Source organism: Pseudomonas sp. WS 5059 (genome assembly GCF_012985525.1).
Lineage (GTDB): Bacteria > Pseudomonadota > Gammaproteobacteria > Pseudomonadales > Pseudomonadaceae > Aquipseudomonas.
Genome location: NZ_JAAQWO010000005.1, coordinates 180,832 through 203,267 on the forward strand (window position 1 = coordinate 180,832; position 22,436 = coordinate 203,267).

A 22,436-nucleotide genomic window follows, 5' to 3' on the forward strand; every position below is an offset into this window, starting at 1 on the left:
CATGTTGAAAGTCAGTGTTTATCGCTACAACCCTGATCAGGACGCTGCGCCGTTCATGCAGGAATTTGAGGTCGATACCGGTGGTAAAGACCTGATGGTGCTGGATGTGCTGGCCCTGATCAAAGAGCAGGACGAAGGTTTCTCCTATCGTCGCTCTTGCCGTGAAGGTGTCTGCGGCTCCGACGGCATGAACATCAACGGCAAAAACGGCCTGGCTTGTGTCACGCCGCTGTCGGCCGTGGTCAAGAAGAACAAGCTTGTTGTACGTCCACTGCCAGGTTTGCCGGTTATCCGTGACCTGGTCGTCGATATGAGCATCTTCTACAAGCAATACGAGAAGGTGAAGCCATTCCTGCAGAACGATACGCCGGCTCCGGCCATCGAGCGTCTGCAGTCCCCGGAAGAGCGCGAGAAGCTCGACGGTCTGTACGAGTGCATCCTGTGCGCTTGCTGCTCGACCTCTTGCCCGTCCTTCTGGTGGAACCCGGACAAGTTCCTGGGTCCAGCTGCACTGCTGCAAGCCTATCGCTTCCTGGCAGACAGCCGTGACACCAAGACGTCCGAGCGTCTGGCTTCACTGGATGACCCGTTCAGCGTATTCCGCTGCCGCGGGATCATGAACTGCGTCAACGTATGTCCCAAAGGCCTGAACCCGACTAAGGCCATTGGTCACATCCGGAACATGCTGCTGCAAAGCGGCGTGTAGGACGTTGTAGTAAAAGCAGGACCGTTGTGCCCGTAAATGCTACGGCGCAGGCTTCAACCGGCGCCGTAGTTTTAACTTGAGCAGCGACTTACAAAGCCGCAGCTCTTATTTTGAAGAAATGAGACAAGCAGGGGCATTCGGGTTGGTACCCGAACTATCAGCGTGATCCTAAGTGGCTTGTTTTGGTCGCTGCACTTGGCCTTTTGCAAGCAAACTCGGTGTTTTCGCCGGTGGTGTCCCCAAATCGAGGGTGACCAAGCATGCAAGAAAGCGTGATGCAGCGCATGTGGAACAGCGGCTATCTTTCAGGTGGTAACGCTGCCTATGTGGAAGAGCTTTATGAGCTCTACCTGCACGACCCTAACGCTGTGCCAGAAGAATGGCGCACCAAATTTCAGACGTTGTCTTCAGACGGCAACGCTGCCACCGATGTATCGCATGCAACAATTCGCGATCAATTTGTGCTGCTGGCAAAGAACCAGCGCCGCGCCCAACCGGTTTCCGCCGGGAGCGTGAGCAGTGAGCACGAGAAGAAGCAAGTTGAAGTATTGCGACTGATCCAGGCCTACCGTATGCGTGGCCACCAGGCAGCCCAGCTTGATCCGCTGGGGCTGTGGCAGCGTCCTGCACCTGCAGACCTGTCGATCAATCACTACGGCTTGACCAATGCCGATCTTGATACGATTTTCCGTGCCGGCGACCTGTTCATCGGCAAAGAGGAAGCGAGCCTACGCGAAATTCACGAAGCGTTGCAGCAGACATATTGCCGCACCATCGGCGCTGAATTTACGCATATCACCGATTCCGAGCAGCGCCACTGGTTCCAGCATCGCCTGGAAGGCGTGCGTGGCCGTCCGGTGCTGTCTGCCGATGTGCGTGGCCACCTGCTTGAGCGCGTCACCGCTGCCGAAGGCCTTGAAAAATACCTGGGCACCAAATACCCGGGCACCAAGCGTTTCGGCCTGGAAGGCGGCGAGAGCCTGATTCCGATGCTTGACGAACTGATCCAGCGTTCCGGTTCCTACGGCACCAAGGAAATCGTGATCGGCATGGCTCACCGTGGTCGCCTGAACGTGTTGGTCAACACCTTCGGCAAGAACCCGCGCGAGCTGTTCGACGAGTTCGAAGGCAAGAAGAAGGTCGAGCTGGGTTCCGGTGACGTTAAATACCACCAGGGCTTCTCGTCCAACGTGATGACCACCGGTGGTGAAGTCCACCTGGCCATGGCGTTCAACCCATCCCACCTGGAAATCGTTTCTCCAGTGGTCGAGGGTTCGGTACGTGCTCGCCAGGATCGTCGCAACGACTCCACCGGTGAGAAGGTTCTGCCGATTTCCATCCACGGTGACGCGGCATTCGCCGGTCAAGGCGTGGTCCTGGAAACGTTCCAGATGTCGCAGACTCGCGGCTTCAAGACCGGCGGTACCATTCACATCGTCATCAACAACCAGGTGGGTTTCACCATTAGCAACCCGCTGGACGCACGCTCTACCGAGTACGCGACCGACGTTGCCAAGATGATCCAGGCGCCGATCCTCCATGTGAATGGGGATGATCCGGAAGCCGTATTGTTCGTGACCCAACTGGCCATTGACTACCGCATGCAGTTCAAGCGTGACGTGGTCATCGACCTGGTTTGCTACCGCCGTCGCGGTCACAACGAAGCGGATGAGCCTAGCGGCACCCAGCCGTTGATGTACCAGCAGATCTCCAAGCAGCGCACCACCCGTGAGCTGTACGCCGAAAGCCTGACCAAGGCCGGCGTGCTGGATGAAGCGCGTGTTCAGGCGAAAATCGATGAGTACCGCAACGCGCTGGACAACGGTCTGCATGTAGTAAAAAGCCTGGTCAAAGAGCCGAACAAAGAGCTGTTCGTGGACTGGCGTCCATACCTGGGCCACGCCTGGACTGCGCGCCACGACACTTCGTTCGATCTGAAAACCCTGCAGGAACTGTCCGCCAAGCTGCTGGAAATCCCGGAAGGCTTCGTGGTACAGCGCCAGGTTGCGAAGATCTACGAAGACCGTCAGAAGATGCAAGCCGGCGGCCTGCCGATCAACTGGGGTTACGCTGAAACCATGGCGTACGCGACCCTGGCGTTCGAAGGTCACCCGATTCGCATGACCGGCCAGGACATCGGCCGTGGTACGTTCTCGCACCGTCACGCGGTATTGCACAACCAGAAAGACGCGGGCACCTACATCCCGTTGCAGCACTTGTATGAAGGCCAGCCACGTTTCGACCTGTACGATTCGTTCCTGTCCGAAGAGGCCGTACTGGCGTTCGAATACGGTTACTCGACCACCACGCCTAACGCGCTGGTGATCTGGGAAGCCCAGTTCGGCGACTTCGCCAACGGTGCCCAGGTGGTTATCGACCAGTTCATCACCAGCGGCGAGCACAAGTGGGGCCGTCTGTGCGGTCTGACCATGTTGCTGCCACACGGTTATGAAGGTCAGGGTCCGGAGCACTCCTCGGCCCGTCTGGAGCGTTACCTGCAGTTGTGCGCCGAGCACAATATCCAGGTGTGCGTGCCGACTACCCCGGCCCAGATCTACCACTTGCTGCGTCGCCAGGTGATCCGCCCGCTGCGCAAGCCGCTGGTAGTGCTGACTCCGAAATCGCTGTTGCGTCACAAATTGGCCATCTCGACCCTGGAAGATCTGGCCGATGGTTCGTTCCAGACCGTTATTCCGGAAATCGACACCCTGGATGCAGCCAAGGTCACTCGCCTGATCCTGTGCAGCGGCAAGGTTTACTACGACTTGCTGGAAAAACGTCGTGCCGAAGGCCGCGAAGACATCGCCATCGTGCGTATCGAGCAGCTTTACCCGTTCCCGGAAGATGACCTGATGGAGGCCATTGCGCCTTACACCAACCTCACCCATGTGGTGTGGTGTCAGGAAGAACCGATGAACCAGGGCGCGTGGTACAGCAGCCAGCATCACCTGCGTCGCAGCATCGGCAACCACAACAAGGCCCTGGGCCTGGAGTACGCCGGTCGTGATGCTTCTGCTGCACCTGCGTGTGGTTATGCGTCGATGCACGCCGAGCAGCAGGAAAAACTGCTGCAAGATGCTTTCACTGTTTAACGCCTTCGCGCTGACTGAAACCGAATTTTAAGGACCCACAGATAATGGCTATCGAAATCAAAGCCCCGTCATTCCCGGAATCGGTTGCCGATGGCACCGTTGCCACCTGGCACAAGAAACCAGGCGAGGCCGTCAAGCGTGACGACCTGATCGTCGACATCGAGACTGACAAAGTCGTCCTGGAAGTGTTGGCCGAAGCCGACGGCGTCCTGGGCGCCATCGTTGCCGAAGAAGGTGCAACCGTCCTGTCCAACCAGGTACTGGGCTCGATCGAAGCGGGCAGCGCTGCCGCCGCCGCTCCAGCCGCCGCTGCTGCTGCTGCTCCGGCTGCTGCACCTGCTGCTGCCGCTCCGGCTGCTGGTGGTGAAGATCCAATCGCTGCACCGGCTGCGCGTCAGCTGGCTGAAGAAAACGGCATCAACCTGGCTTCCATCAAAGGCACTGGCAAAGACGGCCGTGTGACCAAGGAAGACGTGGTTGCTGCTGTTGAAGCCAAGAAAAACGCTCCGGCTGCCGCACCTGCCAAGGCTGCTGCCCCGGCTGCCGCAGCGCCTGTGTTCGCCGCTGGCGACCGCACCGAGAAGCGCGTGCCAATGACCCGTGTGCGTGCCACCGTGGCCAAGCGCCTGGTTGAAGCACAGTCGAACATGGCCATGCTGACCACTTTCAACGAAGTCGACATGACTGAAGTCATGGCTCTGCGTTCGAAGTACAAGGATCTGTTCGAGAAGTCCCACAATGGCGTGCGCCTGGGCTTCATGTCGTTCTTCGTGAAAGCGGCCACCGAAGCGCTGAAGCGTTTCCCGGCAGTCAACGCTTCCATCGACGGCAGCGACATCGTTTACCACGGTTATGCAGACGTCGGCGTTGCCGTCTCCAGCGACCGTGGCCTGGTGGTTCCGGTCCTGCGTAACGCCGAACTGATGAGCCTGGCTGAAATCGAAGGCGGCATCGCTGGCTTCGGCAAGAAAGCCCGTGACGGCAAGCTGACCATCGACGAGATGACCGGCGGTACCTTCACGATCACTAACGGTGGTACTTTCGGTTCGATGATGTCGACCCCGATCGTCAACCCGCCGCAAGCTGCGATCCTGGGCATGCACAACATCATCCAGCGTCCGATGGCCATCAACGGCCAGGTCGTGATCCGTCCGATGATGTACCTGGCGCTGTCCTACGATCACCGCCTGATCGATGGTAAGGAAGCCGTTACGTTCCTGGTGACCATCAAGAATCTGCTGGAAGACCCGGCTCGCCTGCTCCTGGATATCTGATAGAAGCAGCTTCAAGTTGCGGGCTACAAGCTGTAGGAAAAATCAGCTTGGCTTGCAGCTTGGAGCTAAAAGCTTGTCGCAAATAGAGGATCTATTTTCATGACACAGAAATTTGACGTTGTAGTGATCGGTGCGGGCCCTGGCGGCTACGTGGCCGCCATCAAGGCCGCACAACTGGGCTTCTCGACTGCGTGCATCGAAAAATACACTGACAAGGAAGGCAAACTGGCCCTGGGCGGTACCTGCCTGAACGTCGGTTGCATTCCTTCCAAGGCGCTGCTGGACAGCTCCTGGAAATTCCACGAAGCCCAGGACGGTTTTGCCATCCACGGCATCAACCACGCTGGCGTGACCATGGACGTGCCAGCAATGGTCGGCCGCAAGGCCAACATCGTCAAAGGCCTGACCTCTGGCGTTGCTACCCTGTTCAAGGCCAATGGCGTCACTTCCCTGCAAGGTCACGGCAAACTGCTGGCCGGCAAGAAAGTTGAAATCACCAAGCCAGACGGTTCGACCGAAATCATCGAAGCCGAGAACGTGATCCTGGCTCCAGGTTCGCGTCCAATCGACATTCCACCGGCTCCTGTTGATCAGAACGTGATCGTCGATTCGACCGGCGCCCTGGAATTCCAATCGGTACCGAAACGCCTGGGCGTGATTGGCGCTGGCGTAATCGGCCTGGAGCTGGGTTCGGTCTGGTCCCGCCTGGGTTCGCAAGTGACCGTGCTGGAAGCCCTGGACACGTTCCTGCTGGCTGCCGACACCGCGGTGTCCAAAGAAGCGCTGAAAACCCTGACCAAACAAGGTCTGGACATCAAGCTGGGCGCACGCGTGACCGGTTCGAAAGTCAACGGCGAAGAAGTTGTCGTGACCTACACCGACAAGGATGGCGAACAGACCATCACTTTCGACAAGCTGATCGTTGCCGTTGGTCGCCGTCCAGTGACCGCTGATCTGCTGGCCTCTGACAGCGGCGTGACCATCGACGAGCGCGGCTTTGTCCACGTCGACGATCACTGCGCTACCACCGTGCCTGGCGTCTATGCCATCGGTGACGTGGTTCGCGGCATGATGCTGGCACACAAGGCATCCGAAGAAGGCATCATGGTGGTTGAGCGCATCAAGGGTCACAAGACCCAGATGAACTACGACCTGATCCCTTCGGTTATCTACACCCACCCGGAAATTGCATGGGTCGGCAAGAACGAACAGCAGTTGAAAGCTGAAGGCGTTGAAGTTAACGTCGGCACCTTCCCGTTTGCCGCTTCTGGCCGTGCCATGGCAGCGAACGACACTGGCGGTTTTGTCAAAGTCATCGCTGATGCCAAGACTGACCGCGTACTGGGTGTCCACGTAATTGGCCCAGGCGCAGCAGAACTGGTTCAGCAGGGCGCTATCGGTATGGAATTCGGCACCAGCGCCGAAGACATCGGCATGATGGTTTTCTCCCATCCGACCCTGTCTGAAGCGCTGCACGAAGCCGCGTTGGCAGTGAATGGCCATGCCATCCACATTGCCAACAAGAAGAAGCGCTAAGCGAGATAATAAGAAACCACGGCGGTTGCCCGTCGTGAGCCTTGCGCGCAAGACTCACCGCGGAATATCCGCTGGACGCAGTCTTGCGCAGCTTTGCCGGCCCTAGGGCGGCGAAGTTGGGCAAGCAGCAGTCACAGGTGGCGCGGCACTCATAATGAGCGCAGCGCCGAATGCGCAGTACCTAACGAAGACGGTAAAAAGCATGAATCTTCACGAGTATCAGGGTAAGCAGCTGTTCGCTGAGTACGGCCTGCCAGTTTCCAAGGGCTACGCAGTAGACACCCCGGAAGCAGCAGCAGAAGCTTGCGACAAAATCGGCGGCACTGAATGGGTTGTCAAAGCCCAGGTCCACGCTGGTGGTCGCGGTAAAGCGGGCGGCGTTAAGCTGGTTCGCAGCAAAGAAGACGCCAAGGCCTTCGCACAGCAGTGGCTGGGCAAGCGTCTGGTGACTTACCAGACTGACGCCAATGGCCAGCCAGTCACCAAGATCCTGGTTGAATCGTGCACTGATATCGCTAAAGAGCTGTACCTGGGCGCTGTCGTTGACCGTTCGAGCCGTCGCATCGTGTTCATGGCTTCCACCGAAGGTGGCGTGGACATCGAGAAGATCGCTCACGAAACCCCAGAAAAAATTCTGAAAGCCACTATCGACCCACTGGTTGGCGCTCAGCCATTCCAGGGTCGCGAGCTGGCTTTCCAGCTGGGCCTGGAAGGCAAGCAAGTTGCCCAGTTCGCCAAGATCTTCGTAGGTCTGGCCAAACTGTTCCAGGATCACGATCTGGCCCTGCTGGAAGTGAACCCGCTGGTGATCAAGGCTGACGGCGATCTGCATTGCCTCGATGCCAAGATCAACATCGACGCCAACGCCATGTACCGTCAGCCTAAGCTGAAGACTTTCCACGATCCGTCGCAAGACGATCCGCGCGAAGCGCACGCTGCCAAGTTCGAACTGAACTACGTAGCCCTGGAAGGTAACATCGGTTGCATGGTCAACGGTGCTGGCCTGGCCATGGGTACCATGGACATCGTCAACCTGCATGGCGGCAAGCCAGCCAACTTCCTCGACGTAGGCGGCGGTGCCACCAAAGAACGCGTTACCGAAGCGTTCAAGATCATCCTGTCCGACTCCAACGTCGCTGCAGTACTGGTCAACATCTTCGGCGGCATCGTTCGTTGCGACATGATTGCCGAAGGCATCATCGGTGCAGTGAAAGAAGTCGGCGTGAAAATCCCGGTTGTTGTACGCCTTGAAGGTAACAACGCTGAACTGGGCGCTAAAGTACTGGCAGAAAGCGGTTTGAACATCATCGCTGCTACCAGCCTGACCGACGCTGCTCAACAAGTTGTCAAAGCTGCGGAGGGCAAATAATGAGCGTCCTGATCAATAAAGACACCAAAGTTATCTGCCAGGGTATTACCGGTTCGCAAGGTAGCTTCCACACCCAGCAAGCCCTCGAATACGGCACCAAGATGGTCGGTGGCGTCACTCCGGGCAAAGGCGGCACCGAGCACCTGGGCCTGCCAGTGTTCAACACCGTGAAAGAAGCTGTTGCTCAAACTGGCGCCACCGCCAGCGTGATCTACGTTCCAGCTCCTTTCTGCAAGGATTCCATCCTGGAAGCAGCATTCGGCGGCATCAAGCTGATCGTTTGCATCACCGAAGGCATTCCTACCCTGGACATGCTGGACGCTAAAGTTAAGTGCGACGAGCTGGGTGTTACCCTGATCGGCCCTAACTGCCCAGGCGTGATCACTCCAGGCGAATGCAAGATCGGCATCATGCCAGGTCACATTCACTTGCCAGGTAAAGTCGGTATCGTTTCCCGTTCCGGCACCCTGACCTACGAAGCTGTGAAGCAGACCACTGACGCCGGTTTCGGTCAGTCGACTTGCGTCGGCATCGGCGGTGACCCGATCCCAGGCTCGAACTTCATCGACATCCTGAAACTGTTCCAGGAAGACCCGAAGACCGAAGCGATCGTAATGATCGGTGAGATCGGCGGTTCGGCTGAAGAAGAAGCGGCTGCCTACATCAAGGCACACGTGACCAAGCCGGTTGTTTCCTACATCGCTGGTGTGACTGCCCCTGCGGGCAAGCGCATGGGCCATGCTGGCGCAATCATCTCTGGCGGCAAAGGCACTGCAGACGAGAAGTTTGCTGCCCTGGAAGACGCAGGCGTAAAAACCGTGCGTTCGCTGGCAGACATCGGCAAGGCTTTGTCCGAGCTGACTGGCTGGGCGATCAAGTAAGCCTCGCGCTTAACTGACGCTTCACCACACAAAGGCCACCTTCGGGTGGCCTTTGTGCATTCTGCAGGTTGCTGAAGATCAAAATGTGGGAGCGGGCTTGCTCGCGAATGCGGTGTATCAGTTGATACATTCGGTGCTGACCCACCGCATTCGCGAGCAAGCGCGCTCCCACATTTGTTTGTATTACCAAGTTAAGTATGAAAACGCGACATCAAAGTGTCGCTTATCGGACAGTCCGCCCTGCAACAGTGCGTTTGTCAGACAAATTCGGTACTCTTGCCGCCTCTTTATGCGCCCGCATCCCAAAAGGAAGCCGCGTGCTAGACCGGTCGGTCCCCATAAGGGCCGGCAGTATTTCCCTCATCCATAGGGAATCCCCCTCTAAATTCCGATTCAGTAGTGTGGTATTTCCTCAAATGAAAGTGTTGAAAGGCCAGGATATCCTGGCGTTGGGCTTTATGACTTTTGCGCTGTTCGTGGGCGCCGGTAACATCATCTTCCCGCCTATCGTTGGTTTGCAGTCCGGGCCCCATGTCTGGATGGCAGCGCTGGGCTTCCTGATCACTGCAGTCGGCCTGCCGGTGGTCACGGTCATCGCCCTGGCCAAGGTCGGCGGTGGCATGGACGCTTTGAGCAGCCCTATCGGCAAGGTCGCCGGTGGCATCCTGGCTGCAGCGTGCTACCTGGCAGTCGGCCCGCTGTTCGCCACGCCACGTACCGCAACAGTCTCCTTTGAAGTCGGCCTGGCGCCACTGACCGGCGAAAGCCCGCTGGCACTGTTCCTCTACAGCTCGGTGTACTTCCTGCTGGTGTTCTTCATCTCCCTGTACCCAGGGCGCCTTTTGGATACCGTCGGCCGCTTCCTCGCGCCGCTGAAGATCATCGCGCTGGCGGTCTTGGGCATCGCGGCCTTTGCCCTGCCTGCGGGTGATATTGGCGTTGCTACGCCAGAGTACGTCGCCGCACCGTTCTCCCAGGGCTTTATCAATGGTTACCTGACCATGGATACCCTGGGCGCACTGGTGTTTGGCATCGTGATTGTCAACGCTATCCGCTCCCGTGGCGTCGAATCGCCACAGCTGATCACCCGTTACGCGATCATTGCCGGACTGATTGCCGGCCTCGGCCTGGCGCTGGTGTACATCAGCCTGTTCCGCCTCGGTTCGGGCAGCCATGAAGTGGCCGCCGGTGCAGCCAACGGCGCAGCGGTACTGCACGCCTACGTACAACATACCTTCGGCTCCCTGGGCAGCGGCTTCCTCGCGGTGCTGATCTCCCTGGCGTGCCTGGTAACAGCCGTGGGCCTGACTTGTGCCTGCGCCGAGTACTTCAGCCGTGTGTTGCCACTGTCCTACAAGACCCTGGTGGTGATCCTCGCTGCATTCTCGCTGCTGGTGTCCAACCTGGGCCTGACCAAGCTGATCGCGTTCTCGATCCCGGTCCTGACCGCGATCTACCCGCCGTGCATCGTTCTGGTCGCCCTGAGTTTCTGCAAGGATTTCTGGCATGAGCATGGCCGTATCCTTGGCCCTGTGATGCTGGTTTCGTTCATCTTCGGCACCATTGACGCACTCAAGGGCGCAGGCCTGGCTGGCTGGATGCCCACTCAAATGGCGAACCTGCCATTGAGCGAACAAGGCCTGGCCTGGCTGGTGCCTTGTGTGATCACCCTGGTGGCTGCATTCGGGGTCGACCGCATGCTCGGCAAGCGCAGCGAAGCCATCGCTTAAAGCGTTCGTTACACGCTGACATCGAAATGCCCCGTATCTATCGATCCGGGGCATTTTTTATGGGCGCTCGGCGGTGTCTTTTTTTGCGGGCTAACGTCGAAGGGGTTATGAGTTTTCCAGATCAGGAACACGGTCAGTGTGGGAGCAGGCAAGCCCTACATTGTCCGAGTGAGCCAGCCCTATTGTTTAGAGGACCCGCATGTCATTTGTCGAAGCCAACCTGATCCACCTGCTTGCTGCGCTGTGGTTTGTCATCTGCTGGGGCGGATACACCCGCTACGCCAGTTGGAAAGCCCGTGACACTGCCTGCCTCGCCAGTGTGTTGCACCTGTATCGCGAAGACTGGATGCGCCGCATGCTCCTGCGCGACAACCGCATCGCCGATGCCAGCGTGATCGGCAACCTGGAGCGCAACGCCTCGTTCTTTGCCTCCAGCACCCTGATCATCCTCGCCGGTATCCTCACCGTGCTGGGAGCCTCGGAGCGCGCGGTGTCGCTGCTGGCGGACATTCCCATGGTGCAGCAGGCGTCCCAGGGCATGTCGGAGATCAAGCTGCTGTGCCTGGCCCTGGTGTTTGTCTATGCCTTCTTTACCTTCAGTTGGTGCATGCGCCAGTACAACTTCGCCGCCATCCTGATTGGCTCGGCGCCGATGGTCGGTGAGCGCCACGTCTCCGAGCAGGAGCGCAAGGCGTTTGCCTCGCGGGCGGCGCGGGTGATTTCCATGGCCGCCAACCAGTTCAACTTCGGCCTGCGTTCCTATTACTTCGGGATGACCATGCTCGCCTGGTTTGTCAGCCCCTGGCTGTTCATGCTGATGAGCAGCGGGGTGGTGCTGGTGTTGTATCGGCGTGAATTTCATTCCGACGTTCTGGAAGTCATGGTCTATACCCCTACAGAGGCACCGATGCCTGAAGCGAACAAGGAGGCAACATCGTGAGTATTCCGTTCTGGTGTGTGTTTATCAGCGCGTTGCTGATTTTCGTGGCGCGCATGCCGGTGGGCAAGGCCATGAAAGAGCAGGGCGGGTATGACAACCATCTGCCTCGCCATCAACAGGCACAACTGACCGGCTTTGGCGCGCGGGCGGTGGCTGCTCATCAAAACAGTTTTGAAGCGTTTATTTTGTTTGCGGTGGGGGTATTGATGGCCCATACCACCCAGACCCAGGGCTACCTGATTGACTGGCTGGCGATCATCTTTGTGATTGCGCGGGTAGTCTATCTTGCGTGTTATTGGGCGGACTTGGCGTGGCAGCGCAGCCTGGTGTGGCTGGTGGGGTTGCTGTGTTCGCTGTTGTTGATGCTTAGTCCGACATTTCGCACTTTGCTGATCTGATAAAAGTCTCGCGCAAAGTAAAGCCCGCTATTAAGCGGGCTTTCTTTTGCAACATGGTATTTAAACCGCGGTATCAGGAACCGGTTGCAGGTGTAGCGGGTGCAGCTTCTTTAGCGGCGGCAGCGTCAGATTCAGCTTGGGCTTTGGCGGCTTCGGCGTTTTCTTTTGCAGCGTCGTTCACTTTATCCTGAGCTTCGCTCATTTTTTCCTGAGCTTGTTCAGCATGCTGGTTGGCATCCTGAGCTTTGTCCTCGGATTTTTTATCGCAGGCAGCGAGGCCAAGGGCGGCAGCCAACATCAAGGAAACAGCGAAAGTCTTGCGCATGGGGTGTTTCTCCTTATTGAAGATATCTACTGGCCTTTCGAGCATGGGGTGTACGCATTAGTTCCTTTAATCCCACAGATATATAAGCCGTTTTGCCAAGGAACTTTCTTCCGGGGTATTTGTTTCGCCGGATCACTACTAATAAGAGTCTTTATCCAATGACCGATAGCCCCCTTTTAGAGCGTGCCGCACGTTTTGTCTCAGCCCTGCGCCACTGTCAGGTGCTGGGGATCCAGGTACATGATGCAAACACCGAGGGCATGACCTTGTACCTGCCCTACAGCCCGCAGATCGTCGGCGATCCGCAAACCGGGATCATCCATGGCGGCGCCTTGACCTCGCTGATGGACACCGCCTGTGGCATGGCCACCCTGTGCGTGCTGCCGGAGTTCGAGGTCTGCCCGACCCTGGATCTGCGCATTGACTACATGCACCCGGCCGAGCCGCACAAGACGGTGTTTGGCTTTGCCCAATGTTATCGGGTGACCACCGATGTGATTTTCACCCGGGGCTTTGCTTACCAGGACGATCCCCAGCAGCCGATTGCCCACGTAGTGGGCACGTTCATGCGCATGGGCAAGCGATTGAAGGGCACCAAGGGGCTGGGCAGTAGCATCAAGGGAGAACAGGCATGACCCATCAATTCAAGACCCGGATGCAGCAGGCCCACCAACGCGGCGACTATAAGGCGTTGCTCGAGTTGATTCCCTATGCCCGCCTGATCGGCGTCGAGTGCACGCGACTGGGGGATGAGTTGTTGTTCCGCATGCCGGCGAACAAGGACAATATTGGTAACCCGATATTGCCGGCCATCCATGGCGGGGTGATCGCAGGGTTTATGGAGTTGTCGGCGGCCTTTCATCTATGGGTGGCTACAGGCACCCCACGGGTTGAAACAGGCCTGCCGAAGATCGTCGATTTTTCCCTGGATTACTTGCGGGCCGGGCAGTTTCGCGACACCTACGCAACCTGCCAGGTGTGGCGCCAGGGACGGCGGGTGGCCAATGTGGCGATCACTGCCTGGCAGAGCACCCCTGCCGAGCCCATCGCTACCGCTCGCGCGCATTTCAAGATTCAGGAGCAGGGCCACCCTTGAAATCCTGGTCTTAGCCCCCAACTTTGATGACAACCCGCCGCCAACCCTCTAGGGCGCGGCCACTGCCATCCAATTGGAGTTTGATGACCATGAGTGTGGAAACTCAAAAGGAAACCCTGGGCTTCCAGACCGAGGTGAAGCAACTGCTGCACCTCATGATCCATTCGCTGTATTCCAACAAGGAAATCTTCCTTCGCGAATTGATCTCGAACGCCTCTGACGCTGTCGACAAATTACGTTTCGAAGCCCTGTCCAAGCCTGAGTTGCTGGAAGGTGGCGCAGAACTGAAAATCCGTGTGAGCTTCGACAAGGACGCCAAGACCGTCACGCTCGAAGACAACGGCATCGGCATGAGCCGTGAAGACGCGATTACCCATTTGGGCACCATCGCCAAATCCGGCACCGCCGACTTCATGAAGAACCTCTCGGGCGATCAGAAGAAAGATTCGCACCTGATCGGCCAGTTCGGCGTGGGCTTCTACTCGGCCTTTATCGTCGCCGACAAAGTTGAAGTGTTCAGCCGCCGCGCCGGTCTCGACGCCAGCGAAGGCGTGCACTGGTCTTCCAAAGGCGAGGGCGAATTTGAAATCGCCACCGTCGATAAGGCTGATCGCGGTACCCGCATCGTGCTGCACCTGAAGTCCGGTGAAGACGAATTCGCCGATGGCTGGCGCCTGCGCAACATCATCAAGAAGTACTCCGACCACATCGCGCTGCCCATCGAACTGCCGAAAGAACAAGCGGCGGCCGAAGGCGAAGAGGCTCCTGCCCAGGAGTGGGAAGTGGTCAACCGCGCCAGCGCCCTGTGGACCCGTCCGCGTACCGAGGTCAAGGACGAGGAGTACCAGGAGTTCTACAAGCACATCGCCCATGACTACGAAAATCCGCTGAGCTGGAGCCACAACAAGGTCGAAGGCAAGCTGGAATACAGCTCGCTGCTGTACGTCCCGGCCCGCGCTCCGTTCGACCTGTACCAGCGCGAAGCGCCGAAAGGCCTGAAGCTGTATGTGCAGCGCGTATTCGTGATGGATCAGGCGGAATCCTTCCTGCCGCTGTACCTGCGCTTTATCAAGGGCGTGGTTGACTCCAACGACCTGTCGCTGAACGTGTCGCGGGAAATCCTGCAGAAAGACCCGATCATCGATTCCATGAAGTCGGCGCTGACCAAGCGTGTGCTGGACATGCTGGAAAAACTGGCGAAGAACGAGCCTGAGCAATACAAGGGCTTCTGGAAAAACTTCGGCCAGGTCATGAAGGAAGGCCCGGCAGAAGATTTCGCCAACAAGGAAAAAATCGCCGGCCTGCTGCGTTTTGCCTCGACTCAAGGCGAGGACGGCGAGCAGGTGGTGTCCCTGGCCGAGTACCTGGCGCGCGCCAAGGAAGGTCAGGACAAGATCTACTACCTGACCGGCGAAACCTACGCTCAGGTCAAGAACAGCCCGCACCTGGAAGTCTTCCGCAAGAAAGGCATCGAAGTGCTGCTGCTCACCGACCGTATCGACGAGTGGCTGATGAGCTACCTCAGCGAGTTCGACGGTAAGTCCTTCGTCGACGTGGCCCGTGGTGACCTGGACCTGGGTAACCTGGACTCCGAAGAAGAGAAGAAAGAAGCCGAAGAAGTGGCCAAGGCCAAAGAAGGCCTGGTTGAGCGCATCAAGACCGCACTGGGCGATGCCGTCAGCGAAGTGCGGGTTTCCCACCGTCTGACCGACTCCCCGGCGATCCTGGCCATCGGCGAGCAGGACCTGGGCATGCAGATGCGCCAGATCCTTGAAGCCAGCGGGCAGAAGGTGCCGGATTCCAAGCCGATCTTCGAATTCAACCCGGCTCACCCGCTGATCGAGAAACTCGACGGCGAGCAGAGTGAAGAGCGTTTTGGCGACCTGTCGCACATCCTCTTCGACCAGGCGGCCCTGGCCGCAGGGGACAGCTTGAAAGACCCGGCCGCCTACGTGCGCCGACTGAACAAGCTGTTGGTTGAACTGTCGGTTTAACAACGCTGCAAGAAAACCCCGCTTCGGCGGGGTTTTTCGTTCTCGTGCATATCAACTGGAGAAAATGATGAGCCAAGTCACCGTGCGTTCCGTGGTCTATCAGATTGATGGCCAGTCTTATGAAAGCCGCCTGGCCTTCGATGCCAGCCACACGGACCCGCTGCCGGGCCTGTTGATGGCGCCGAACTGGATGGGCGTCAGCGCAGGCGCCGAAGAGATCGCCAAGGCCGTGGCCGGCAAGGGCTATGTGGTGTTGATCGCCGATCTGTACGGGCAACAGGTGCGCCCGTCCAATGGCGATGAAGCTGGCGCCGCGATGATGCCGTTGAAAAATGACCGTGGCTTGCTGAACAAGCGCATGCAGGCGGCTTTTGCGCAACTGCAAGGTCAGGCCGAAGCCGCGGTCGATACCTCGAAGCTGGCGACCTTTGGCTTCTGTTTTGGCGGTTGCTGTTCACTGGAGCTGGCACGTACCGGGGCGTCGCTGAAGGCAGCGGTGTCGTTCCATGGCACCCTCGACACGCCAAACCCGGCGGATGCCAAGCGCATCAAGGGTTCGGTGCTGGTGCTGCATGGAGCGTCTGACCCGTTGGTGCCCAGGGAGCAGTTGCCTGCCTTTAAAGACGAGATGAACGCGGCCGGGGTGGATTGGCAATTGCTGAGCTACGGTGGCGCGGTGCATTCGTTCACTGACCCGCAGGCGAATGTGCCGGGCAAGATGATGTACGACGCCAAGACTGCCGGGCGGGCGTTCCAGGCGATGCATAATTTGTTGGATGAAGTGTTCAAGGGCTGAATATTTAGCGCCTGAGTTGGCCCCGTCGCGGGCAAGCCCACTCCCACATTTTGGAATGCATTCCAGCTGTGGGAGCGGGCTTGCCCACGATAGCTATCTCAGAGGCAACTCAATTCTCCCTGTCTCCCCTGGCACCGTCGGCCAATCCCCAGCCGCCCAGCGCTGGCGAGCCTGTTCGATCAACGCCGGATCACTGGCGACAAAGTTCCAGTTGATCCGCCGAGGCCCATCCAGCGGCGCACCGCCGAAGATCACCAGATGGCAGTCGGTTTCGGCAAACAGCGTCATGCTCTGGCCCGCCGGCAACACCACCAGGCTATGGACTGCCAAAGGTTCGCCATCCAACTGCGCATCACCGTCGAGCACATACACCGCCCGTTCCTCATGCTCATGAGGAATCAGCAGGGTGGTGGCGGTTTGCATATGAGCCTCGGCATACAGCGTCGGCGACAGCACCGGCACCGGTGATTCCAGGCAAAAGCCATTGCCGGCGATCATGCGGATCGCCACGCCGAGGTTGTCACTGACCGGCAAGCTGTTGGCAGGGTGATGGCTGTAATGCCCCGGCCCTTGCTCGTGTGCCTTGGGTGAGGCCAGCCACACCTGCAGGCCATGCAGCTCGAACCCCTTGGCCTTGAGCGCGTCGGGTGTGCGTTCGACGTGGGCAATGGCGCTGCCGGCGGTCATCCAGCTGACATCACCGGCCTGCACCACTTGATCGGAGCCGAGGCTGTCTTTGTGCAGCAGTTCGCCTTCAAACAGGTAGGTGAGAGTGGACAAGCCGATATGCGGATGCTGGCGGATATTCATGCCACTGCCGGGGGCGTAGCGGGTTCGGAGCATATGGTCGAAAAACACGAAAGGCCCGACGCTGCGGCATTCCCGCGAGGGCAGCGGGCGCAGGATCGGTTGGCCTTCGACATCTTCGGCGCGCGGGCGAATCACGGTCACGGTGGTCATGGAGCGTCCCTGTCTGAGCGGGTTTGTAGGGCTTGAGCATAACCCGCCAGACAGGGAATCGGTGTTATTGGCTGAACGCGCCTTCGGCAAGCCGGGTCTCGATGCTGATCTCGGCGGTAGTCATCAGTTTATGCACCGGGCACTTGTCGGCCACGCGATGCAGCTCGGCGCGCTGCTCATCGGTGAGCACGCCCTTGAGGGTCAGCTTGACGTTGAGCTTGTACTTGCCCTTTTGCTCCTCGGTGCTGTCGTGGGTGACTTCCACGGTCACACCGGTCAGGGGGATGTCCTTTTTCTGCGCATACAGCTTGACGGTCAGCGCCTTGCACGAGGCCAGCGCCGCGTCGAAGTAATCGTGGGGCGAGGGCGCCGAGTCGTCGCCACCCAGGGTCTTGGGCAGGTCGGTAAACAGCTCATGGTTATTGATGTTGACGCTATGGCGAAAATTCTCGGTGTTCAGCGTATTGACGATAACAGGCATGGCAAGCCTCACTAGGTGGCAGGATGAAGGTCATGCAGTTATAGAGCATGCTGGCACCTGAGTGTTCCGCGTTTTTTATCGGATGAACCCCGGCACGCCGTCGCAGGTCTACCGCACTTATCCCCTGTTGAGGTTTTACCGTGCCCTGGACCCGCCTGCCCCTCGTCCTGTTGCTTGCCGCCAGCAGCCTTGCCGTACAGGCCCGCGACTATGCCTACAGCGACGCGCACCTGCATTACGTCGACTTCTTCCAGGAGACAGCTGGCATGGACAAGCTGCTCAAGGCCATGGCCGACAATCGCATTGAGCATGTGATGATTTCCGGCGTCCCGGTGGCGAAAAAATGGCATGAAGACGAACCCAAGCGCCCGCGCTATTACGCCGGGGATGACGCGGATGCCTACTGGTACAGCGCCACCGATGTGATCGTCGCCGCAGCGGTCAGCAAGCTGGCCCCCGAGCAGCGCCAGCATTTGCACCCGTTCCTCAGCGGCTTCAACCCCAATGACAAGAACTCCGAGGCCCATATCCAGCGCATGCTCGACCTCTATCCGGGCCTGTGGCAGGGCATCGGCGAAGTGTTCACCCGCCACGATGACCTGACCGCGCTGACCTCCGGTGACACGCCGCGGGCCAATAACGAGGCCATGACGCGCATCTATCACCTGGCCGCCGAGAATGACCTGCCAGTACTGGTGCATTCCAACATCACCTCCAAGCGCGAACGCAACCCCCTGTATCTGGCAGAAATCGAAGAACCACTGCGCAATCATCCGCACACCCGGTTTATCTGGGCCCATGCCGGCACCAGCATGGAAATCCACCGGCACCAGACGCAGTTGGATTTTCTGTTGCCGACCTTGATCCGCATGCTTGAGGCGTATCCCAACCTGTACATCGACCTGTCCTGGAGCGTGCTCACGCCGTACTTGCTCGACGATGCGGGAAAGCCCCGGCCGGAGTGGTTGAAACTGGTGGAGCGCTTCCCGGAGCGCTTTATGCTGGGGTCTGATGTTGTAGGGCGGTTCAATAAGTTGGGTAAGGAAATGCGCAGCTTCAATCCCTTCCTCGATGCCTTGCCTGAAGACGTCGCGCGAAAAGTCGCACGGGACAATTTCCTGGCGATCTTGCCCAAGGCGCGCTGATCGGGTTTGTCATCGTCCCGTCATACCGGTGTCATAAGCTCCCGCCATCTCACTCAAGGAGCCCACTATGCACCTCACCCGTTTAAGCGCCCTGGCGGCATTGATGATGATCAGCGGCCTGGCTGGCGCCGAAGTCCGTATTGAAGGCCCGGTAGAGTTCGGCGTGTTCGAAGGCCCGAAAGCCGAGTTGCAGTCGGGCGAGCGTGTGTTGCGCCGCAGCAACGAACAGATCCAGGCCACTACCGTGGTGCCGGCCAAGCTGGGCACCAAGTTCGGCCTGCGTTATCAGTTGTTGGGCAAGGTCGCCGAAGACACGCCGCTGACCTTGCTCTATTTCACCCCAGGCATCCGCACGGCTGATGGCCAGCGGCATGACAAATTCGAAGTGACCCAGAAACTGGTGCCCGGTGCGCCTCAGGACGTGATGGCCTACGAGTTCACCGAAAGCCACGAGGTGGTGCCGGGCGAGTGGCGATTCATGGTGTTCCAGGGCGATCGCCTGCTGACCCAGAAGAGCTTTACCGTGCGCTGAATCGCTACAGTCATGGGCTAGGCAGATAAAGGCGTTTTGATATCGCGTTTTCGTCTTACGCAAAAAGTCGAAGACGCCGATACCTTTCAAGAGCAACCCGCTGCAGGTGGATGCAGCGCTCTTGGAAGGAGTCCGAGCAATGAGTATCCGAAGTCTCAATATCGCTCCACGTGCAGGCCTGGGTTTTGGATTGTTGGCGTTGATGGTGTTTGTGCTCGGCGGGTTCGCCTTGGTGCAAATGGCCAATATGCGTGCGCAGTCGGACCAGGTGGAAACCAACTGGCTGCCCAGCGTGATGGCCGTCGGCGAAATGAATCAGGACCTGCTGCGGGTACGGGCCTTGACCTTGCGCCTGTTGGTCAACCGCGACCCACAGGCAGTGGCGCAGAATGAACAGAAAATCCTCGATATCAAAAAGCAGTTGCACAACGCGCAGTCGCTGTACGATGCCCTGATAGTCCTGCCCCAGGAGCGGGTGCTGTTTGACCGCTTCAAGCTCGAGGAGCAGCAATACCTGCAACGCCAGGAGCAGGTCATGGCGTTTTCCCGGCAGAACCAGGTGGAAGACGCGATCAAGGTGGTCAACGGCGAGATGAACCACCTGGCCGACGCGTTGGCCGGCACCCTCGGCGAACTGGTTACCCTCAACAAGGTCAGCGCCAACCAGGCGGCCACCCTGGCCCAGCAAGTGTTCAGTCAATCGCGAGTCTGGGTGATCGGCATGATTGCCCTGACCGCGCTGATTACCGTGGGACTGGCGGTGTTGTTGACCCGCAGCATCGTATTGCCACTGGCGCAGTCGGTGAGGGTCGCCCAGGGGGTGGCCAGCGGCGACTTGACCGGCGAGATCACCGTCAGCGGCAAGGACGAGCCAGCGCGCCTGCAACAGGCGCTCAAGAGCATGCAGGAAAACCTGCGCGAGACGATCCTGCGTATTTCCCAATCCTCCAGCCAATTGGCCTCTGCTTCCGAGGAGCTCAGTTCGGTCACCGAAGACGCCACCCGTGGCCTGCACCAGCAAAGCCAGGAAATCGAACAGGCCGCCACGGCGGTCAATCAGATGACCGCCGCGGTGGAGGAGGTGGCCAGTAACGCGGTGGCTACCTCCCAGGCCTCGCGCGAATCCGATCGCATTGCCCAGCAGGGGCGCGAGCAGGTGCATCAGACGGTGCTGTCGATTGAGTCCCTGGCCGACGACGTGACCGCCAACGCCACCCAGGTCGAGGACCTGGCGCAGAAGGTGTACGGCATCAGCAAGGTGCTGGATGTAATCCGCGCGATTGCCGAACAGACCAATCTACTGGCGCTGAATGCGGCGATCGAGGCGGCGCGAGCCGGCGAGGCCGGGCGTGGTTTTGCGGTGGTGGCCGATGAAGTGCGGGCCCTGGCCCATCGCACCCAGCAATCGACCCGGGAAATCGAGCAGATGATCGGTGGGATTCAGCAGGGCACCGATCAGGCGGTCAGCGCCATGCAACAGAGCAACGGTCGGGCGCGAGCGACCCTGGACATTGCCAAGTCAGCGGGCACTGCGCTGGAGGAGATTGCCTCGGCGTTTACCCTGATCAATGAGCGCAACCTGGTGATTGCCAGCGCCTCGGAGCAGCAGGCAGCGGTGGCGCGGGAGGTGGATCGCAACCTGATGAATATTCGCGACCTGGCGATGCAGACCTCGGCGGGGGCGAACCAGACCAGTGCGGCGAGTCATGAGCTGTCGCGCTTGGCGGTGGATTTGAACACCATGGTGGCGCGGTTTTCGGTGTAAGGCTTTAAACCGGGTTGGCCCCATCGCAGGCAAGCCAGCTCCCACAGTTGACTGAGTTGGAATGCGATCAATGTGGGAGCTGGCTTGCCTGCGATGAAGACGACTCGGTCTTGAATAACCCCCCGCCCAATAAAAAACGCCCCGAACCAGTCGGGGCGTTTTCATAAGCACAACCTGCGGGGTATTACTTACCCTGCCAGCGCTTGAGCACCAGGGTGGCATTGGTGCCGCCAAAGCCGAAGCTGTTGCTCATGACCGTGTTGATGGTGGCATCTTCACGGGTCTTGGTCAGGATCGGCATATCAGCCACGGCTGGGTCCAGCTCTTCGATGTTGGCCGAACCGGCCATGAAGTTGCCTTCCATCATCAGCAGGCAGTAGATCGCTTCGTGAACGCCGGCGGCGCCCAGGGAGTGACCCGACAGGCTCTTGGTGGAGCTGATGGCCGGAGCCTTGTCGCCGAATACCGCACGCACGCCTTCCATTTCCTTGGCATCGCCCACCGGAGTGGAGGTGCCATGGGTGTTCAGGTAGTCGATTGGCGTATCCACGGTGGACATGGCCATCTGCATGCAACGGATGGCACCTTCGCCGCTTGGCGCAACCATGTCGTAGCCGTCGGAAGTCGCGCCGTAGCCGACGATTTCCGCGTAGATCTTCGCGCCACGGGCCAGGGCGTGTTCCAGCTCCTCGACCACCACCATGCCGCCACCACCGGCGATGACGAAACCGTCACGCTTGGCGTCGTAGGCACGGGAGGCTTTTTCCGGGGTTTCGTTGTACTGGGTGGACAGCGCGCCCATGGCGTCGAACAGGAACGATTGGCTCCAGTGTTCTTCTTCACCGCCACCGGCGAATACGATGTCTTGCTTGCCCAGCTGGATCTGCTCGACCGCGGTGCCAATGCAGTGAGCACTGGTGGCGCAGGCGGAGGAGATCGAGTAGTTCACGCCCTTGATCTGGAATGGCGTGGCCAGGCATGCGGAAACGGTGCTGCCCATGGTCCGCGTGACGCGGTACGGGCCAACGCGCTTGACGCCTTTCTCGCGCAGGATGTCCAGCGCTTCCATCTGGTTCAAGGTCGACGCGCCACCGGAGCCTGCGATCAGACCGGTGCGTACGTTGGACACCTGGTCGTCGCTCAGGCCGGAGTCGGCGATTGCGTCTTTCATGGCCAGGTAGGCATAAGCTGCGGCGTGGCCAACGAAGCGATAGATCTTGCGATCGATCAGTTCTTCGAGGGGGAGGTCGATGGAGCCGGAAACCTGGCTACGCAGACCCATTTCGGCATATTCCGGGTTGAAGCGGATGCCAGGGCGACTTGCACGCAGGTTAGCGGAGACGGTCTCTTTGTCATTGCCCAGGCACGAAACGATGCCCAGACCAGTGATAACGACGCGGCGCATGCGGATAACCC

20 protein-coding genes and 1 pseudogene are annotated in these 22,436 nt (G+C 59.0%); 17 read left to right on the forward strand and 4 right to left on the reverse strand.

The annotated features are described in order from the left end of the window. The first annotated feature begins 1 nt into the window (after nt 1). The 9 genes from HBO12_RS16000 (at nt 2) to HBO12_RS16040 (ending at nt 11,926) form a co-directional block, all read left to right on the forward strand. The gene (locus tag HBO12_RS16000) at nt 2-706 is read left to right on the forward strand and encodes a succinate dehydrogenase iron-sulfur subunit (RefSeq protein WP_169956472.1); all 705 of its coding nucleotides are present in this window, start codon (nt 2-4) and stop codon (nt 704-706) included. Nucleotides 707-966: 260 nt separating this feature from the next. Next, nucleotides 967-3,798 carry a 2-oxoglutarate dehydrogenase E1 component gene (locus tag HBO12_RS16005; RefSeq protein WP_169956474.1) on the forward strand — a complete coding sequence of 944 codons (2,832 nt, stop codon included), beginning with the start codon at nt 967-969 and terminating at the stop codon, nt 3,796-3,798. Nucleotides 3,799-3,842: 44 nt separating this feature from the next. Beyond that, on the forward strand, nt 3,843-5,072 hold the full coding sequence (gene odhB, locus HBO12_RS16010; protein WP_170042644.1) for a 2-oxoglutarate dehydrogenase complex dihydrolipoyllysine-residue succinyltransferase: 1,230 nt from the start codon (nt 3,843-3,845) through the stop codon (nt 5,070-5,072). A gap of 99 nt (nt 5,073-5,171) precedes the next feature. After that, entirely contained in the window at nt 5,172-6,608 is a 1,437-nt protein-coding gene (lpdA, locus tag HBO12_RS16015) for a dihydrolipoyl dehydrogenase (protein ID WP_169956478.1), read from the forward strand. Nucleotides 6,609-6,810: 202 nt separating this feature from the next. Further along, the gene (gene sucC, locus HBO12_RS16020) at nt 6,811-7,977 is read left to right on the forward strand and encodes an ADP-forming succinate--CoA ligase subunit beta (RefSeq protein WP_003233235.1); all 1,167 of its coding nucleotides are present in this window, start codon (nt 6,811-6,813) and stop codon (nt 7,975-7,977) included. Then, on the forward strand, nt 7,977-8,858 hold the full coding sequence (gene sucD / locus HBO12_RS16025) for a succinate--CoA ligase subunit alpha (protein ID WP_057438865.1): 882 nt from the start codon (nt 7,977-7,979) through the stop codon (nt 8,856-8,858). The genes sucC and sucD overlap by 1 nt, the downstream gene beginning before the upstream one ends. A gap of 416 nt (nt 8,859-9,274) precedes the next feature. After that, entirely contained in the window at nt 9,275-10,588 is a 1,314-nt protein-coding gene (gene brnQ / locus HBO12_RS16030; protein ID WP_169956480.1) for a branched-chain amino acid transport system II carrier protein, read from the forward strand. A 199-nt stretch (nt 10,589-10,787) separates the two neighbouring features. Further along, nucleotides 10,788-11,528, forward strand: a complete 741-nt coding sequence (locus HBO12_RS16035) for a DUF599 domain-containing protein (protein WP_169956482.1) — start codon at nt 10,788-10,790, stop codon at nt 11,526-11,528. Next, a complete protein-coding gene (locus tag HBO12_RS16040) occupies nt 11,525-11,926 on the forward strand; it encodes an MAPEG family protein (protein WP_169956484.1) in 402 nt (133 codons plus the stop codon). Before HBO12_RS16035 ends, HBO12_RS16040 begins: the two co-directional genes overlap by 4 nt. A 73-nt stretch (nt 11,927-11,999) precedes the next feature. On the opposite strand, the gene HBO12_RS16045 is transcribed toward HBO12_RS16040, so the two are convergent. Next, on the reverse strand, nt 12,000-12,251 hold the full coding sequence (locus HBO12_RS16045) for a hypothetical protein (RefSeq protein WP_029292691.1): 252 nt from the start codon (nt 12,249-12,251) through the stop codon (nt 12,000-12,002). A gap of 158 nt (nt 12,252-12,409) precedes the next feature. Between HBO12_RS16045 and HBO12_RS16050 the strand changes: the two genes are divergently transcribed. From HBO12_RS16050 to HBO12_RS16065, 4 genes are all read left to right on the forward strand, one after another. Next, on the forward strand, nt 12,410-12,886 hold the full coding sequence (locus HBO12_RS16050; protein ID WP_169956486.1) for a PaaI family thioesterase: 477 nt from the start codon (nt 12,410-12,412) through the stop codon (nt 12,884-12,886). Continuing rightward, nucleotides 12,883-13,347, forward strand: a complete 465-nt coding sequence (locus HBO12_RS16055) for a PaaI family thioesterase (protein WP_169956488.1) — start codon at nt 12,883-12,885, stop codon at nt 13,345-13,347. Before HBO12_RS16050 ends, HBO12_RS16055 begins: the two co-directional genes overlap by 4 nt. Before the next feature lie 89 nt (nt 13,348-13,436). Continuing rightward, entirely contained in the window at nt 13,437-15,341 is a 1,905-nt protein-coding gene (gene htpG, locus HBO12_RS16060; RefSeq protein ID WP_169956490.1) for a molecular chaperone HtpG, read from the forward strand. A 67-nt stretch (nt 15,342-15,408) separates the two neighbouring features. Next, nucleotides 15,409-16,137 carry a dienelactone hydrolase family protein gene (locus tag HBO12_RS16065; protein WP_170042645.1) on the forward strand — a complete coding sequence of 243 codons (729 nt, stop codon included), beginning with the start codon at nt 15,409-15,411 and terminating at the stop codon, nt 16,135-16,137. A 93-nt stretch (nt 16,138-16,230) separates the two neighbouring features. On the opposite strand, the gene HBO12_RS16070 is transcribed toward HBO12_RS16065, so the two are convergent. Together HBO12_RS16070 and HBO12_RS16075 are read right to left on the reverse strand one after the other, a co-directional pair. Next, nucleotides 16,231-17,097 (reverse strand): pirin family protein, encoded by an 867-nt coding sequence (locus HBO12_RS16070; RefSeq protein WP_170042646.1) that lies wholly within the window; start codon nt 17,095-17,097, stop codon nt 16,231-16,233. A 64-nt stretch (nt 17,098-17,161) separates the two neighbouring features. Next, nucleotides 17,162-17,578: an OsmC family protein gene (locus tag HBO12_RS16075; protein WP_170042647.1), complete on the reverse strand. Its 417-nt coding sequence runs from the start codon at nt 17,576-17,578 to the stop codon at nt 17,162-17,164. 140 nt (nt 17,579-17,718) lie between these two features. Between HBO12_RS16075 and HBO12_RS16080 the strand changes: the two genes are divergently transcribed. The 4 genes and pseudogenes from HBO12_RS16080 to HBO12_RS28785 all read left to right on the forward strand — a co-directional run bounded on the left by HBO12_RS16080 (nt 17,719) and on the right by HBO12_RS28785 (nt 21,020). Further along, entirely contained in the window at nt 17,719-18,723 is a 1,005-nt protein-coding gene (locus HBO12_RS16080; protein ID WP_170042648.1) for an amidohydrolase family protein, read from the forward strand. Between the two features lie 67 nt (nt 18,724-18,790). Continuing rightward, on the forward strand, nt 18,791-19,255 hold the full coding sequence (locus HBO12_RS16085) for a DUF3859 domain-containing protein (protein ID WP_169956500.1): 465 nt from the start codon (nt 18,791-18,793) through the stop codon (nt 19,253-19,255). Nucleotides 19,256-19,394: 139 nt separating this feature from the next. Beyond that, nucleotides 19,395-20,165 (forward strand): annotated as a pseudogene (locus HBO12_RS28780) (MCP four helix bundle domain-containing protein); the annotation flags it as partial. Then, entirely contained in the window at nt 20,157-21,020 is an 864-nt protein-coding gene (locus HBO12_RS28785) for a methyl-accepting chemotaxis protein (RefSeq protein WP_407073440.1), read from the forward strand. The pseudogene HBO12_RS28780 and the gene HBO12_RS28785, both read left to right, overlap by 9 nt. Before the next feature lie 184 nt (nt 21,021-21,204). Here the strand turns inward: HBO12_RS28785 and fabB are convergent, their stop codons facing one another. Then, entirely contained in the window at nt 21,205-22,425 is a 1,221-nt protein-coding gene (gene fabB / locus HBO12_RS16095; protein WP_170042649.1) for a beta-ketoacyl-ACP synthase I, read from the reverse strand. Nucleotides 22,426-22,436 lie beyond the last annotated feature (11 nt).

What these genes read in the sequence shown, in the direction of transcription:
- HBO12_RS16000 (WP_169956472.1), top strand. Translation starts at nt 2, where the DNA reads ATGTTGAAAGTCAGTGTTTATCGCTACAACCCTGATCAGGACGCTGCG.
- HBO12_RS16005 (WP_169956474.1), top strand. Translation starts at nt 967, where the DNA reads ATGCAAGAAAGCGTGATGCAGCGCATGTGGAACAGCGGCTATCTTTCA.
- odhB (WP_170042644.1), top strand. Translation starts at nt 3,843, where the DNA reads ATGGCTATCGAAATCAAAGCCCCGTCATTCCCGGAATCGGTTGCCGAT.
- lpdA (WP_169956478.1), top strand. Translation starts at nt 5,172, where the DNA reads ATGACACAGAAATTTGACGTTGTAGTGATCGGTGCGGGCCCTGGCGGC.
- sucC (WP_003233235.1), top strand. Translation starts at nt 6,811, where the DNA reads ATGAATCTTCACGAGTATCAGGGTAAGCAGCTGTTCGCTGAGTACGGC.
- sucD (WP_057438865.1), top strand. Translation starts at nt 7,977, where the DNA reads ATGAGCGTCCTGATCAATAAAGACACCAAAGTTATCTGCCAGGGTATT.
- brnQ (WP_169956480.1), top strand. Translation starts at nt 9,275, where the DNA reads ATGAAAGTGTTGAAAGGCCAGGATATCCTGGCGTTGGGCTTTATGACT.
- HBO12_RS16035 (WP_169956482.1), top strand. Translation starts at nt 10,788, where the DNA reads ATGTCATTTGTCGAAGCCAACCTGATCCACCTGCTTGCTGCGCTGTGG.
- HBO12_RS16045 (WP_029292691.1), bottom strand. Translation starts at nt 12,251, where the DNA reads ATGCGCAAGACTTTCGCTGTTTCCTTGATGTTGGCTGCCGCCCTTGGC.
- HBO12_RS16050 (WP_169956486.1), top strand. Translation starts at nt 12,410, where the DNA reads ATGACCGATAGCCCCCTTTTAGAGCGTGCCGCACGTTTTGTCTCAGCC.
- HBO12_RS16055 (WP_169956488.1), top strand. Translation starts at nt 12,883, where the DNA reads ATGACCCATCAATTCAAGACCCGGATGCAGCAGGCCCACCAACGCGGC.
- htpG (WP_169956490.1), top strand. Translation starts at nt 13,437, where the DNA reads ATGAGTGTGGAAACTCAAAAGGAAACCCTGGGCTTCCAGACCGAGGTG.
- HBO12_RS16065 (WP_170042645.1), top strand. Translation starts at nt 15,409, where the DNA reads ATGAGCCAAGTCACCGTGCGTTCCGTGGTCTATCAGATTGATGGCCAG.
- HBO12_RS16070 (WP_170042646.1), bottom strand. Translation starts at nt 17,097, where the DNA reads ATGACCACCGTGACCGTGATTCGCCCGCGCGCCGAAGATGTCGAAGGC.
- HBO12_RS16075 (WP_170042647.1), bottom strand. Translation starts at nt 17,578, where the DNA reads ATGCCTGTTATCGTCAATACGCTGAACACCGAGAATTTTCGCCATAGC.
- HBO12_RS16085 (WP_169956500.1), top strand. Translation starts at nt 18,791, where the DNA reads ATGCACCTCACCCGTTTAAGCGCCCTGGCGGCATTGATGATGATCAGC.
- HBO12_RS28785 (WP_407073440.1), top strand. Translation starts at nt 20,157, where the DNA reads ATGCAGGAAAACCTGCGCGAGACGATCCTGCGTATTTCCCAATCCTCC.
- fabB (WP_170042649.1), bottom strand. Translation starts at nt 22,425, where the DNA reads ATGCGCCGCGTCGTTATCACTGGTCTGGGCATCGTTTCGTGCCTGGGC.